At 56.2% G+C, this 15,746-nt stretch carries 7 protein-coding genes and 2 pseudogenes; 4 read left to right on the top strand and 5 right to left on the bottom strand.

All coding sequences use genetic code 11. The annotated features are described in order from the left end of the window. Positions 1-99 precede the first annotated feature (99 nt). The 3 genes from AC0L7S_RS07445 to AC0L7S_RS07435 all read left to right on the top strand — a co-directional run bounded on the left by AC0L7S_RS07445 (position 100) and on the right by AC0L7S_RS07435 (position 3,892). Positions 100-1,092: an adenosine kinase gene (locus tag AC0L7S_RS07445; RefSeq protein ID WP_473473748.1), complete on the top strand. Its 993-nt coding sequence runs from the start codon at positions 100-102 to the stop codon at positions 1,090-1,092. A 122-nt stretch (positions 1,093-1,214) separates the two neighbouring features. Then, the gene (gene gshB / locus AC0L7S_RS07440; protein WP_473473747.1) at positions 1,215-2,156 is read left to right on the top strand and encodes a glutathione synthase; all 942 of its coding nucleotides are present in this window, start codon (positions 1,215-1,217) and stop codon (positions 2,154-2,156) included. 203 nt (positions 2,157-2,359) lie between these two features. Then, positions 2,360-3,892 (top strand): YifB family Mg chelatase-like AAA ATPase, encoded by a 1,533-nt coding sequence (locus tag AC0L7S_RS07435; RefSeq protein ID WP_473473746.1) that lies wholly within the window; start codon positions 2,360-2,362, stop codon positions 3,890-3,892. Positions 3,893-4,181: 289 nt separating this feature from the next. Here AC0L7S_RS07435 and AC0L7S_RS07430 read toward each other — a convergent pair. The 5 genes and pseudogenes from AC0L7S_RS07430 to AC0L7S_RS07410 form a co-directional block, all read right to left on the bottom strand. Next, a pseudogene (locus AC0L7S_RS07430) lies at positions 4,182-6,399 on the bottom strand (3-hydroxyacyl-CoA dehydrogenase NAD-binding domain-containing protein). 16 nt (positions 6,400-6,415) lie between these two features. Next, on the bottom strand, positions 6,416-7,624 hold the full coding sequence (locus tag AC0L7S_RS07425; RefSeq protein ID WP_473473745.1) for an acetyl-CoA C-acetyltransferase: 1,209 nt from the start codon (positions 7,622-7,624) through the stop codon (positions 6,416-6,418). A 31-nt stretch (positions 7,625-7,655) separates the two neighbouring features. Then, positions 7,656-8,828: an acyl-CoA dehydrogenase family protein gene (locus tag AC0L7S_RS07420; protein WP_473473744.1), complete on the bottom strand. Its 1,173-nt coding sequence runs from the start codon at positions 8,826-8,828 to the stop codon at positions 7,656-7,658. Positions 8,829-8,868: 40 nt separating this feature from the next. Then, a pseudogene (locus AC0L7S_RS07415) lies at positions 8,869-10,664 on the bottom strand (acyl-CoA dehydrogenase C-terminal domain-containing protein). A gap of 222 nt (positions 10,665-10,886) precedes the next feature. Next, complete coding sequence (locus AC0L7S_RS07410) at positions 10,887-11,351, bottom strand: MerR family transcriptional regulator (RefSeq protein ID WP_473473743.1); 465 nt, start codon at positions 11,349-11,351, stop codon at positions 10,887-10,889. Positions 11,352-11,789: 438 nt separating this feature from the next. On the opposite strand from AC0L7S_RS07410, the gene AC0L7S_RS07405 reads away from it, so the two are divergent. Next, entirely contained in the window at positions 11,790-15,626 is a 3,837-nt protein-coding gene (locus tag AC0L7S_RS07405; protein WP_473473742.1) for a peptidoglycan-binding protein, read from the top strand. The last annotated feature ends 120 nt before the right edge of the window (positions 15,627-15,746 follow it).

Raw genomic sequence — 15,746 nt, 5'->3', positions numbered from 1 at the left:
GCGGGTTTCAAAATCAAGTGAAACGAACTTCAAATTCACCACACTAGACCCAATCTGGGACCGGCATGCCACGACGCCGGAATACAGGCGGAGAGATGAATGCCGGACTATGACGTGCTGTGCATTGGCAATGCCATTGTCGATATCATTGCTCAATGCGACGAAGCATTTTTGGAAGACAACGGCATCATCAAGGGGGCGATGAACCTGATAGATGCCGAGCGCGCCGAACTGCTTTACTCCCGCATGGGTCCGGCCATCGAAGCTTCCGGCGGCAGTGCGGGCAACACCGCAGCCGGCATCGCCAGTCTTGGCGGTCGCGCGGCCTTCTTCGGCAAGGTGGCGAACGATCCGTTGGGCCGCATCTATGCCCACGACATTCGCGCTCAAGGTGTTGCCTTCGATACAAGGCCGCTTGACAAAGAGCCGCCGACCGCGCGGTCGATGATCTTCGTCACCCCCGACGGCGAACGCTCGATGAACACCCATCTCGGAGCGTGCGTCGAACTTGGACCCGAAGATGTCGAAGCCGACAAGGCCAGCCGCGCCAAGGTCACCTATTTCGAGGGGTATCTGTGGGACCCGCCACGTGCCAAGGAGGCAATCCGCCAAACGGCCCGGTTGGCTCACGCCTCTGGTCGCGAGGTCTCTATGACGCTGTCGGATTCCTTTTGCGTCGATCGCTATCGTGACGAGTTTCTTGATCTGATGCGTTCGGGCACTGCCGACATCGTTTTTGCCAACAGCCATGAAATCAAGGCACTTTATCAAACCGCTTCGTTCGATGCCGCCCTCGAGGCAATCCGCAAGGATTGCCGCATTGCCGCGGTCACCCGTTCCGAGAAAGGCTCGGTTATCGTGCGTGGTGACGAGACTGTGGTGATCGATGCAACGGAGATCGGCGATCTGATCGATACAACCGGCGCAGGCGACCTTTATGCGGCAGGCTTCCTCTACGGCTACACGCAGGGCATGGAGTTGAAGGCTTGTGGCGATCTCGGCTCGCTGACGGCGGGGCTGGTGATTCAGCAAGTGGGGCCGCGCCCGCGCCAGAATTTGCGTCGCGAGGCCGAACAGGCAGGTCTACTCTAAATCGCCAATTGAAGCATCTTTGTTGCAGGGACCGCCAGGGTCTGTTGAGTCCAGCTTGACAGGGGTAACACGGCTACGTCATCTGGGTAGAAGTTGACGTTTGCCGAAGAAAGAGAACTTCCATGTCCATGAAAATTGCCGTCCAGATGGACCATGTTTCTACGGTATCGATTGCCGGCGACACGTCATTTGCGCTTTCTCTGGAAGCACAACGGCGCGGCCACACTCTCTTCCACTATACGCCTGACCGCCTCTCACTTCGGGACGGGAAAGTCTATGCGTGTATTGAAGAAATGACCCTGCGCGACGAGGTGGGAAATCATTATTCTCTCGGGGAACCCGTGCGAACCGATCTTGCCGAGATGGACGTCATCTTGCTGCGCCAGGATCCGCCCTTTGACATGAATTATATCACCACAACCCATATCCTTGAGCGCATCCACCCTAAAACACTCGTGGTCAACGACCCGGTGTGGGTACGCAACAGTCCTGAAAAGATATTCGTCACCGAGTTTGCGGATTTGATGCCGGAAACACTGATCACGAAGGATCCTCTCGAAGTCGCATCATTCCGCAAGGAGTTTGGGGACATTATTGTCAAGCCGCTCTACGGCAATGGCGGCGCAGGCATCTTCCATTTGCACGAGGCGGATCGCAATCTGACCTCATTGCTAGAAATGTTTTCCCAGATGTTTCGCGAGCCCTTTATCGTGCAGCGCTATCTGAAAGAGGTGCGCGCTGGCGACAAACGCATCATCCTGATCGATGGCGAACCGGTGGGCGCGATCAACCGTATTCCTGCGGCATCGGAGTCGCGTTCCAACATGCATGTCGGGGGCCGCGCCGAAAAATCGGACCTGACGAAACGTGAACATGAAATTTGTCGTGCCATCGGCCCCTCATTGAAGGAACGTGGCTTCACCCTCGTCGGCATTGACGTTATCGGTGACTACATGACCGAGATTAATGTCACCTCTCCGACGGGCATTCGGGAAGTGAGCCGCTTCGGCGGTGCCGATATTGCCGCGCTGTTCTGGGATGCGGTGGAAAGCAAACGAAGCTAGGTTTCGTGCTGTCTATCTGACAAAATTTCGATTGGCGTTCCGTGCGTACAACCACCTACAACCGGATTACAGCCACTGCGTTTATTTCGTTCCTGTATTGTTCTTGATTTGATCGACAATGTGTGGTTGTGTTCTTCCTGTCAGTAAAACTGACATGAACAAGCGGGTGATGGTGGCACCTGCGTCCGGGGGCATGGGGCACAATGATTTCGCGTGTACGTACGGTGGCATTTCAAGGAATCGAGGCGATTCCTGTTGATGTCCAGATCATGGTTGCACCTGGTAAGGTCGGTATGTCGATCGTCGGTTTGCCTGACAAGGCCGTTGCCGAGAGCCGTGAACGTGTGCAGGCGGCACTTCACGCATCGGGGCTTTCGATGCCCGCCAAAAAAGTCACCATCAATCTAGCCCCGGCGGACCTCCCAAAAGAGGGCAGCCACTACGATCTACCAATAGCGCTTGGCTTGATGGCGGCGCTGGGTGCCATTCCAGGCGATATGCTGGCGTCCTATGTCGTACTGGGTGAATTGTCACTTGATGGAACTATCGCACCCGTTGCCGGTGCATTGCCGGCGGCCATTGGCGCAAATGCCGACGGCAGGGGGTTGATCTGCCCCCACGGCTGCGGACCGGAAGCCGCCTGGGCAGGTAGCGAGATTGACATTCTTGCACCACGCAGCCTTATCGCTGTGGCCAATCATTTTCGTGGCACGCAAGTCCTGTCGCGACCTGAGGCCGGCATCCGCGAAAATGCTAACAATCTGCCTGACCTCGCAGACATCAAAGGACAGGAAAGTGCCAAGCGGGCATTGGAAGTGGCTGCGGCTGGCGGTCACAATCTGCTGATGGTCGGCCCTCCCGGTTCAGGCAAATCGATGCTTGCACAACGTCTGCCCTCGATCTTGCCACCGCTGGACCCGAAAGAGCTTTTGGAAGTATCGATGATTGCCTCGGTGGCTGGCGAACTGGCCGAGGGAAAGCTGACGGATCGCCGGCCTTTTCGCCAGCCTCATCATTCGGCTTCGATGGCGGCAATGGTCGGCGGCGGGATACGCGCCAGACCGGGTGAAGTCTCCCTCGCCCATCATGGCGTTTTGTTTCTCGATGAGTTTCCCGAATTCACACCGCAGACACTGGATGCGTTACGCCAGCCTCTTGAGACGGGCGAATGCATGATCGCACGCGTGAACCATCGTGTTACCTATCCGGCCCGGATACAACTGGTTGCTGCAATGAACCCGTGTCGGTGTGGCATGGCGGGGGAGCCGGGCTATCGCTGTGCGCGTGGTGAGCGTTGTAGAAGCGACTATCAAGCGCGCATCTCAGGGCCACTGCTAGATCGCATCGATCTTCGCGTCGAGGTTCCGGCCGTTTCCGCAAGCGATCTGATTCAACCGAACAAGGCCGAGACCAGCGCCGACGTTGCCATTCGCGTGGCCCGTGCGCGCAATCTTCAGCGTGATCGGTTCGTGTGGCTTGGAGTTGCCGGCACCACGACCAATGCGCATTGTTCACCGGCGCTCGTCGAGGAAATAGCCAAACCCGACGCTGCTGGTTTGGCCCTGCTCAGGGATGCCAGTGAAAAGTTGAATTTCTCGGCGCGCGCCTACCACCGAGTCCTCAAGGTGGCGAGGACGTTAGCCGATCTCGACGCAAGTGAGGCGGTAGGGCGCATTCATCTTGCCGAAGCCATATCTTATCGCATGAGTTCGGAGCGTTTGGCACGCGCAGCATGACGATGGCATATTCAGGCCTAGTGCATGTCGCCCAAAAGTGTGCAGCGGTTTTTCAGACAACGACATGCACAAAACAATGGCTTAAAGCACGCTGCATGAATCCCTTTAGACGCGACGTGCATTAAGTGTTTGTTTTACTTGATCCCGGACGAGAATCCGCAGCGCACTTTTCCACGAATTTCCATCCTTGCCTGACGGCGATGCTACGTCATCCGCCCTGCCTCGCCATCCAAGGCTTGACACCACGGACAATTTTGCACCGGTTTGACGATTGTCTGATCTTACCGGGTCAGGCTGCTTTCATGGCTTGCTTTGCCCCATATGGATCGAACCGCTGATAGAAGGTTTCACCTTTCGCAGCCATATCGACCAGCAGTTTCGGCACCTTGAACTCGGCTCCGTATTTCTTCTGCAGACGCTTGGATAGCTGAACAAACTCAGCGACACCGATGCCGTCGATGTATGACAGTGCACCGCCCGTATAAGGGGCAAACCCGAATGCAAGGATCGAGCCGACATCGGCCTCGCGCGGATCGGTCACAATTCGTTCTTCCATTACCCGCGCCGCTTCAAGGGCAATCGTTACCAGAAGGCGTTGCTTCAGCTCTTCGAAGTCGATGGTATCGGCAGCCTTTTGCGGATAGAGGTCTTTCAGGCCGGGCCAGAGCTTCTTTTGCCGGTTTTGCCGGATAGTCATAAAAGCCCTTGCCGTTCTTGCGCCCGAAGCGCTGATGGGTATCGACCAGCGTGTCGATGAGTGCCATCTGGTTCGGATCGACAGCCTTTTCGCCGAGATCGCGGATCGTCTGCTTCATGATTTTCTGGGCAAGGTCCACCGCAGTCTCATCGGTGAGCGCCAGTGGACCAACCGGCATTCCAGCAGCTTTGGCCGCGTTCTCGACCATCACTGCCGGCACACCTTCGATCAGCATTTTGTAGGCTTCCGACATGTAGCGCAGCACGCAACGGTTGACATAGAAGCCACGCGTGTCGTTGACGACGATTGGCGTTTTCTTGATGGCGCGCACGAAATCGATTGCGGTGGCAAGCGCCTTGTCGCCGGTCTTCTTGCCGAGAATGATCTCCACCAGCATCATCTTGTCGACCGGCGAGAAGAAATGGATACCGATAAAATTCTTCGGGCGGGCCGAGTTTTTGGCCAGGGCGGTGATGGGAATTGTCGATGTGTTCGACGCAAAGATTGCCGACGATTTCAAAACGGCTTCAGCCTGTTCGGTGGCGCTTTTCTTGACGCCTGAATCCTCAAACACGGCCTCGACCACGAGGTCGCAGCCTGTAAGTTCCGCATAATCGGCTGTTGGCGTAATCAGTGACAGCAACTTGTCCTTGTCGTCTGCCTTGGCGCGGCCCTTCTTGACAAGCGTGTCCATCAAGCCCGCAGAATGCGCCTTGCCTTTCTCGGCCGACGCCATGTCGCGATCAAGCAGCACGACCGGGATACCAGCCTTGGCAGTGACATAGGCAATGCCTGCGCCCATGAAGCCTGCACCGAGCACACCTATCTTTTTGAACTTGGTTTCCGGCACGCCTTCGGGACGACGCGCACCCTTGTTCAGTTCCTGTAGCGAAACGAACAGCGAGCGGATCATCGCCGCCGCCTCTTTCGTCTGCATGATTTCAGTGAAATAGCGTTGCTCAATGCGCAATGCGGTATCGAACGGCACCAGTAAACCTTCATAGACGCATTTGAGGATGGCGCTCGCTGCCGGATAATTGCCATGCGTTTCGCGGCGCAAAATAGCGATTGCGGCTGGCCACAGATTGGCACCAGCCATTGAATAGACCGGTCCACCAGGCAGCTTGAAGCCTTTTTGATCCCACGGAGCAACGGCGCTCAAGCCATTGCGGATCATGGCTTTTGCAGTTTCAACCAGCTTGTCCGGTTCGGCAATCTCATGGATCAGGCCCATGCCCTTGGCTTTTTGCGGGGTGAGCATCTGGCCGGATGTCAGCATTTGCAAAGCCTGCTGCTGATCAGTCAACCGTGGCACGCGCTGGGTACCTCCCGCACCGGGGAAGATGCCGATCTTGACCTCCGGCAGCGCCATTTTGACCTTGCCATTGTCGACCGCTACACGGCCGTGACACGCAAGCGAAAGTTCGAATGCACCGCCCATACATGTGCCATTTATTGCCGATACCCAAGGCTTGCCGCATGTCTCCAACTTGCGAAACAGACCCGTCATGTAGCCTGCCGTTTCGAACAATGCTTGCGTCGCTTTCTCGACGTTATCGACCTTGTCCTTGGCAAAGGCTTTCAGCGTTTTCTGAAGCATCGTAATGTCGGCGCCTCCCGAAAAAGTGTCCTTGCCGGACGTTATGACCGCGCCTTTGATCGCGGCTTCGCCGGTGATCCTGTCGACGATGCTGTCCAACTCGCGCATCACCTCTTCGGTGAATACATTCATCGACCTGTCCGGCATGTCCCATGTGATGAGCGCAATGCCATCGGTGTCGGTCTCAAACGTGAAGTTCTTGTAGGTCATTGTCATGCCCTCCCGATCAGACGCGTTCGATAATGGTGGCGGTGCCCATGCCTGCGCCGATGCACAAGGTGACCAATGCCGTGTTGAGGTCTCGCCGTTCCAACTCGTCCAGCACGGTGCCGAAAATCATTGCGCCGGTTGCACCAAGTGGATGGCCCATGGCGATGGCTCCGCCATTGACGTTGATCTTGTCGTGAGGAATATCGAACGCCTGCATATAGCGCAGCACCACGGAAGCGAATGCTTCGTTCAGTTCGAACAGGTCGATATCCGACAGTTTCATCTTGGCGCGCTTCAATAGTTTCTCAGTGACGTCGACTGGGCCTGTCAACATCAGCACCGGTTCCGAGCCGATGTTTGCAAATGTTCTGATACGTGCGCGTGGTTTCATGCCAAGTGTCTTGCCGGCTTTCTTGGAGCCAAGGAGGATGGCCGCGGCACCATCGACAATGCCGGATGAATTACCCGCATGGTGAACGTGATTGACCGCCTCCACTTCGGGGTGCTTTTGCACGGCAACCGCGTCGAACCCGCCCATCTCGCCCGGCATGACGAAGGATGGATTGAGCGCCGCCAGCGACTGCATGTCGGTGGTGGGTCGCATGTGCTCGTCATGGTCGAGAATGGTCAGCCCATTCTGGTCCTTGATCGGAATGACCGAGTTCTTGAAATACCCCTTTTCCCAGGCGTGCGCGGCGCGCTTCTGGCTTTCTACCGCATAAGCGTCGACATCGTCCCGCGAAAAGCCGTACTTCGTCGCGATCAGATCGGCCGAAATGCCTTGCGGGACAAACCAGCCCGGCAAGCCGACAGATGGATCCATGTACCAGGCGCCACCCGAAGCACCCATGCCGACCCGCGACATGGATTCCACGCCGCCTGCAACGACAATGTCATCAGCACCCTGCGCAATCTTGGCCGCGCCGAAATTGACAGCATCGAGACCCGAGGCGCAAAACCGCGAGATCTGCATTCCCGGCGCCTTGTCGTCGTAACCGGCCTCGAAGGCTGCCGAACGCGGTATGACAGCGCCTGCCTCGCCAACCGGGTCGACGCAACCGAAAATGATGTCGTCAACCTTGCCGGTATCCAAACCGTTGCGGTCGCGGATTGCTTCAAGTGTTCTGGCCGCAAGCCTGACCGCCGGCACCTCGTGCAGCGACCCATCCTTCTTGCCCTTGCCACGCGGTGTGCGCACCGCGTCATAGACATAAGCGTCAGCCATCTTTAACTCCTTTGCTTTCGTGATCGATTGCTCACAAGGAGCGCCCGATCAGCAACTTCATGATCTCGTTGGTACCGCCATAGATGCGCTGGACGCGGGCATCGCGCCACATGCGGGCGATCGGATACTCATTCATGTAACCATAGCCACCATGCAATTGAAGGCATTCGTCGACGACTTTTCCTTGCAGGTCTGAAAGCCAGTATTTTGCCATCGACGCCGTGACCGGATCGAGACCGCCAGCGATGTGGCGCGAAACGCAGTCATTGTAGAATACACGGCCAATGGTGATTTCAGTTTTCAGTTCCGCCAGTTTGAACTGGGTGTTTTGAAAATCGATGATAGCTTTGCCAAAAGCCTTGCGCTGTTTGACGTAATCTATGGTGAGCGCCAGTGCCCGCTCTGCCACGGCGATTGCCGTTGTGCCGATTTGCAGGCGCTCTTGCGGCAATTGTTGCATGAGGTGGACGAAGCCCTGGCCTTCTTCGTGGCCGAGCAGGTTTTCGGTCGGCACGCGTACGTCGTTGAAAAACAGTTCGGAGGTATCGTTGGCTTTCAGCCCGATCTTGTCGAGGTTACGGCCGCGCTCGAAGCCTTCGACCTCATCGGTTTCAATCACGATCAACGACGTGCCCTTGGCACCTTTTTCAGGATCGGTCTTTGCCACCACGATGACGAAATTGGCAAGCTGGCCATTGGTGATAAAGGTCTTGGATCCGTTGATAAGATAGTGATTGCCGTCTTTTTTAGCGCGCGTCCTTATCCCTTGAAGGTCTGATCCCGCGCCGGGTTCGGTCATCGCGATAGCCCCGATCAGTTCGCCACTGGCCAGACGCGGCAGCCATCTCTTCTTTTGCTCATTCGAGCCATAGTGAAGAATGTAGGGCGCGACGATGGAGTTGTGCAGGCCGATGCCGAATCCGTCCACACCAACATGGGCAATCGCTTCAATAATGACGCTCTCATGAGCAAAACTACCGCCCGAACCGCCATATTCTTCCGGCATTGAGGCACACAACAGCCCAGCTTGCCCGGCCTTTTCCCATGCCGCACGATCGACCATCTCGTTCTTCTCATAGGCGTCGTAGTGCGGCGCGATTTCGTCGGCCATAAACCGGTGCGCCATGTCATACAACATGGCCACATCTTCACTTGCCCAGGCAGGCTTGGGCAGGGACAAGATATCTGACGGAGAGGCAGTCATTTGCCGTATTCCTTCTCTGCAACAGCGCCCGGTAGCCTCCTCAGAACGCCTCGGCCGGCAGCGCCATCATCGTATCCGCTCCCGAAGAAATACGGGCGAGGTGTGCGGCCGTTTCCGGCATCACACGTTCCATGAAATAACGGCCCGTGACAATCTTGTTTTCGTAGAAGGATGGTTCATTTCCAGCCCCTCATCCAGCTTTTCTTGCGATACTTTCACCATCTGCGCCCACATATAGCCAAGCGCAACCAAGCCGAACAAATGCAAATAGTCGGTTGAAGCTGCACCGGCATTATCAGGCTTCTTTACGGCATTCTGCATAAGCCACATGGTTGCCGTTTGCAGATCATTGAGGCCTTTTTTCAACACCTTGGTGAAGGGTGCCATTGCTTCGGTTGCCCGGTTCGTTTCGCAGAACTCGTCCACCTCCTTGAAAAAGACCTGTACGGCACGACCACCATTCAAAGCCAGTTTACGGCCAACCAGATCAAGCGCCTGAATGCCGTTGGCTCCCTCATAGATCATGGCGATACGGGCATCGCGGACGAACTGGCTCATACCGTGTTCTTCAATATAACCGTGGCCGCCATAGACCTGCTGCGCCATCACGGCATGATCAAAGCCCTTGTCGGTCAACACACCCTTGATGACCGGTGTCATCAAACCAAGATAGTCATCGGCCGCCCCCCGCTCTTTTTCATCACTGGAGCGATGAGCGATATCGGACTTCAGCGCCGTCCATAATAGCAATGCCCGGCTTGCCTCATTGAATGCGCGCATGGTCATCAGGTTTCGACGGATGTCGGGATGGACGATGATCGGATCGGCCTTGCCATCCTTGTTTTTCGGCCCGGAAAGTGAGCGCCCCTGAAGCCGCTCACGCGCATAGGCTGCGGCATTCTGATAGGCGGCCTCGGCGATTGAAAGACCTTGAAGTCCAACGGCGAGGCGTGCTTCGTTCATCATCACGAACATCGCCTTCAGACCACCGTTTTCTTCACCAAGCAGGGTGCCTGTGGCCTCGTCATAATTCATGACGCAGGTGGCATTGCCATGAATGCCCATTTTCTCTTCGAGAGAGCCGCAGGAAACATTATTGCGTTTGCCGGTATTGCCGTCACTGTCCAAATCGAATTTCGGCACGATGAACAAGGAGATGCCTTTGACACCTTCTGGCGCGCCCTCAATGCGGGCCAGCACCAGATGCACGATATTATCGGCAAGGTCGTGTTCGCCGGCCGAAATGAAAATTTTCTGGCCGGAAATCTTATAGGTGCCATCACCGTTCGCGATAGCCTTGGTCCGCAACAGGCCAAGGTCGGTGCCGCAGTGCGGTTCGGTGAGGTTCATGGTGCCGTTCCATACCCCCTCGATCATCTTTGGCAGCCACGTGGCCTTCTGCTCATCGGAGCCATGCGCCACAATAGCAGCGATAGCGCCTTGAGTGAGGCCAGGATACATCATCAATGCCATATTGGCTGAGGACAGATATTCGCCGATGGCGGTGTGGAGCACATAGGGCAAGCCCTGACCGCCGAATTCCGCGGGTGCCGCCAACCCCATCCAACCGCCTTCGCGGTATTGCCCAATCGCTTCCTTGAAGCCTTTAGGCGTTGTTACCGATCCATCATCACCGCGCTTGCAGCCTTCAATATCACCCACCCGATTTAGCGGCAGCATGACATTTTCGGCCAGCTTGGCACCTTCAGCAAGGATAGCCTCGAGAACATCAGGCGAGGCGTCGGCAAAGCCCGGCAGGTTGGAATAGCGCTCATAGCCCAGGAGATCATTCAATACGAACAGCGTGTCCTGGATCGGCGCGGTATAGATCGGCATTGATATTTCCTCCACCTGCACATTTCGCCCACCGCGTTTCATTCGAGATTGCACACGGCATCATTGGGAAAGTCGAGTAACAAAAATTGACGTTTGCGTAAACGTCAATTTTTTAAACCGGCAATTTTTCTCTGCAACCGCAATGACGCGATGCTCCAAAACACATCGCGTCTAAAGGGGTTCATGCAGTGAACTTCAAGCCAATGCGCCGCGCAAACGGCGTCAGTTGGCAGCGCTGAACTTGGCGACTGGCTCGGTCAATGCCTCACGAACATTGGTCATTAATGTGCCTAGATCATCAATGGCTTCATCAATCAATTCGCGCTGCTTTTGCAGACGTGCAAGCTGCTTTTCGGATTTGCCGAGCGTCACCTTGAGCTGCTTGGTATTGGTGCCGGATGGGTCATAAAGATCCATTATCTGCTTGACGTCGCGCAATGAGAAGCCAACCTTGCGGCCAAGCAGGATCAATTTCAGACGCGCCTTGTCGCGGCGTGTGTAAAGGCGCATCGCGCCATCACGCATTGGCTTCAAAAGCCCTTTGTCTTCATAGAAGCGCAGAGTGCGCAAGGTGACGCCGAAATTTTTGGCCATTTCACCAATTCGCGTAAATTCGGTGGCGGTTTCGTCAACAACAACGTTGGTATTGGCCGCCGCTTTGGCGGCCACGATTGATTTCAAGGTCATGGACATTTCCTGATGGAGGCGTGGCAGCATAAAGTTATGTCACGCAAGGGAAGCGATTACGCAGTTCCCGAACTGGTTTCGTTTGCAAGGGACAAATTGTGATGTTCCTTACGTTTACGTAAGAGATATAGCAGCCCGTTGAAAAATTCAAGAGCCAGCGTAAAAAGGTCTCGCAGACGTTTTCTCGTTCATTTCTGAACAAAGATTGAAGGTTCTTAAGGTTGGTTAACAACTTGTTTACCACGTTAGGGGAAATGTGCGCATGTCGGTCATCCGTGTTTATCCTGTATCGAATTGTTCACGGTTTTTCGGAGGTGGGTGAAAACCCCGGAAATCAGTCTTCCGTTCTGGCACATGCGCCAGGTCGCCTTCGATCCCGATTGAAAATTTGAGGAAATTCTGGCCACGGCCAGTCACTTCCGGAAAGCGGGCGTCGCGATGAGCAGTAAACGGTCTTATCACAATTCACTCAATGCTGGCCGGCAGCGCCGACCGCACACCACGCTGGAACAGCTTAACCATTCGCTCTCGGCACTCGAGGAACGGCTGGAGCAGAGCCGCGAGGAAACAGCTACTCATAACGCCACCAGTTCAAAAACTGCCGCCCCGCACTATCCCGGCGCGCGCCCCTATGGCGATAAGCCGTTGGAGATGCCCCGAACGGCGGCACCAGCGCATAGCTACGATCCGATTCGCAATCCACAACCGGCACCGCCTCTGGACCGGAACTATCAAACCATTGCGCGCGACATAGATCACTTGCGTGGCCGTGAAGATGGTGTCGCCATGGTTGGCAAGATCGCCGGCGAACTGCGCGGTCTGCGAGCCGAAATGCAGAATCAACTGGCAGCGGGCCTGCAACGTGAATTCGAAGCACTTCGCAAGGATGTTGAGAAGGCATACACGTCATCATCTCCGGCCAAGGGCGGTGCCGAACTTGGCACCGAGTTTGAACGGCTTTCCGATTCCATCAAGACACTGGCCGAAAAGAATGACGACAGAGGCGTCAACATGCTTCGGCTGGAACTGGAGCAGGTCAAAGCAGCTATCGACACGCTGGCAAGTAACGAAAGCGTTCAGGCCGTTGACCGCAGATGGGATGATTTTGACCGACGCTGGACTGCGCTGGAAGATCGGATCGGAGCCAATGAAGGCAGACCAACCGACGATGTCGGCATCACCAAGCTAACCGAGCGCCTCGAGCAGATCGGCAATGCCGTCAACAATCTTCCCGAATCGCTGTCGCTTCGCTCACTTGAAGAAAAGGTACGAACGCTTGCCGGTGCCGTCGATCATTTTGCCAGTCAGCAGACCAATCGCGGCAGCGAAACATTTGGTGTGATCGACGAGCGGCTGGACGAAATTTCGCGCGCTATCGTTGCATCGACTGTCGCCGCCCAGGCCAACGCTTTCGATCCAGAAACATTCGAGCGGATAGAAAAGCGTATTGCTTCCCTTGCCCAGCAGATCGAGGAAGTTGCCGAAGACCGTCCGTCCGGTGAGGTGATCGAGCGACTCAACACCTTGTCGAGTCGGGTCGACGAACTGGCCACGCGCGGTCAATTGCCTGAACAGGCGATGGAACGCCTTGCCGGCCAGATCGCACTGATTGCCGACAAGATTGACCATGCGCCGACAATGCCGGACGCAGATTACATCTTTCAGGGGTTGGACCAACGCTTTGACGTCCTGTCGGGCATGATGGAACGCCGGCAAGGCGATGCGATTGAGCAGGGCAATATGCTGTTCCGCGATCTCGAACAACGCCTTGACGAGGTCGTTGATCGTCTCGACAAGAACATGTCGCACGATACCGTTGACACCACCGGGATCATGGATGCCATGGATGCCCGCTTCACGGCGCTTGCGGCACGACTGGAAACGCGCACTGATAATAGCGAAGGCAAGGCAGCGATCCACAGCCTTGAATCGCGCCTTGATGACATCTCGAACCGGCTGGACATGTCGGCCACCCAATTCGCGGGCATCGACCCCGATCTCATCCGCAGCCTGGAGGCACAGGTTTCCGGCCTGTCGGCTCATCTTTCACAACCCGGTGTGCCATTACCGGCCTTCGAGGATATTGGACCGCGCCTCAGCCAGATCGAATCCTCGATTTCCGGCACACGCGAGACCATATTGGAAGCTGCCCGCGAGGCCGCTGAATCGGCAGTGAAATCGATGGCCGGTTCCAACGCCAACACGGCGGCGGTCACCGGTTTGGCAGATGATTTGAAGACGCTTGAGACGCTGACACGACGCTCGGATGACCGCAATTCACGGACATTCGAGGCTATTCACGACACGCTATTGAAGATCGTCGATCGCCTTGGAACTCTTGAAACCGGTGCGGCAGAAAGCTCCGATGACAGTGATGCTTCGCGCCCGGCCCTGCACCCAGCAAAGATAGCCGTGGAACACGCACCCAAATTGGATATGGACGAACCCCTGCCGATGCCACAAGACAGTGGCGAGGGCGAGGAGTTGGTCGCAGCGACGATTCAAGGCGAAGTCGGCGAGCGGACACCGACGCAAGCAGCCTCGGAGGCCGCCACGGCTGCGCTTCAAGCTGGTCGGTCGGAAAGCAAAGAGGAGCCGGAGAGCAAGAAATCCATATTCAGCGGCCTGTCGCGCGCATTCAAAGGCAACAAGGACGCCGAAGCAGCGGTTTTGGCGGGCTCCACGGCCAGTATCGAGGCGCCTGCCGTCGAACTCGACGAAGCGCTTGAGCCAGCACAGATCAATCGCCCGCTGGAACCTGGTTCCGGCGCACCAGATCTGAATGCCATTATGAAGCGGGTGCGTGATGAACGCGGCCAGACGGCTCGACCCAATGATACGGCTGCGGCCAAGTCAGATTTTATCGCCGCCGCGCGCCGTGCTGCCCAGGCCGCCGCAGCCGAGGCCGAAACGCTGAAGCGTCAATCGACGATCAGCGGCCCGGTCAAAGCGCTGCGCATTGGTGATCTCTTGAAGGCGCGCCGCAAGCCGATCCTTATGGCAGCAGGCGCGATCATGTTAGCATTGGCCGGGTTGCAACTTGGCAAAGCTTTCCTGTCTGATCCGGTTCAGGTGGCAGGTAATGACGAAGCGCCAAAACTGACCCAGGAGGTCGTACAAGCAGATATTGCAGATGGGCCGAAGGCGGATATGGCGACCGTAAAACCTATGGAAGCTCCAGCCGCCCGCACCGCGCAACAGGTGCAACCGATCGGCGATGAAACAAAAGACGACATTGCTGCCGCCACCGATGCTTCCGACGCTGCCGTAAAGGGGCCGAATGTTTCCGATCTGGCCAGCAATCCAAATACGATGCAGCCCAACACGACAGATTCCGCATCGACGGACGTTGCAAATGCGGCACCCGATATGCCCAAGCCGGTTGACACGATGGCTTCCCCGGCGAAGCCGACTGTTGCCAGGATCGACATTCCCAGCGAAGTCGGTTCGACGGCTTTGCGTGACGCCGCAGCCAGTGGCGATGCCAAGGCGCTTTTCGAGATCGGCTCACGCTATGCAGAGGCACGTGGTGTCAAGGAAGACATGGCGAAAGCCGCGAACTGGTATGAGAAGGCAGCAAATATCGGTTTTGCTCCGGCAGAATACCGCATCGGAAATTTCTATGAGAAAGGTCTCGGCGTCAAACGCGATATCCAGAAGGCGAAGACCTGGTATCAAATGGCAGCGGAGCAAGGCAACGCCAGCGCCATGCATAACCTGGCCGTTCTTTTTGCGATGGCCACGGATGGTGCGGCGGACAATGAAGCGGCAGCACGCTGGTTCCAGGCGGCAGCCGAACTCGGCGTCAAGGACAGCCAGTTCAATCTTGGCATCCTGACAGCCAAGGGCGTTGGCTTGCCGCAGAACCTCGAAGAATCATATAAATGGTTTGCCCTCGTCGCCAAGAGTGGGGACAAGGATGCCGCCGCCAAGCGTGACGAAATTGCGAATGCACTTCGGCCAGAGCAATTGAAGCGTGCACGTGCGGCAACCGAACTATGGAAAGCAAAACCGCTCGATCCGGCTGCCAATTCATTCGAGGTGCCCGCGGAATGGCAGGACGCCCCTACCACGACCGCCAGCATCGACATGAAGAAGGCGGTCAAAAACATCCAGCTCATTCTCAACAAAAATGGCTATGCGGCTGGCACCGCAGATGGCGTGATGGGCGCAAGAACGAAAGACGCGATCATTGCATTCCAGACTGACCACGACATGAAGCCAACCGGCAATGTGGATGAATCGCTCGTAAAAGCACTGCTCGCGCGCAAATAGAGAAAAGGTTGGCGCTTGCGCGATTGCTTTTTCTGCGAAATTACCTGTTAACTGCTTGAGATGGCTTTTATTTCGGCCGCATCGCGCAGTCTTTTCGTGCTGGTGCAATAACAGGTTAGC

The organism is Mesorhizobium sp. G2-6-1 (assembly GCF_055809095.1).
The sequence above is the reverse complement of the archived record's forward strand: the minus strand, read 5'-3'. Positions and strand labels throughout refer to the sequence as shown.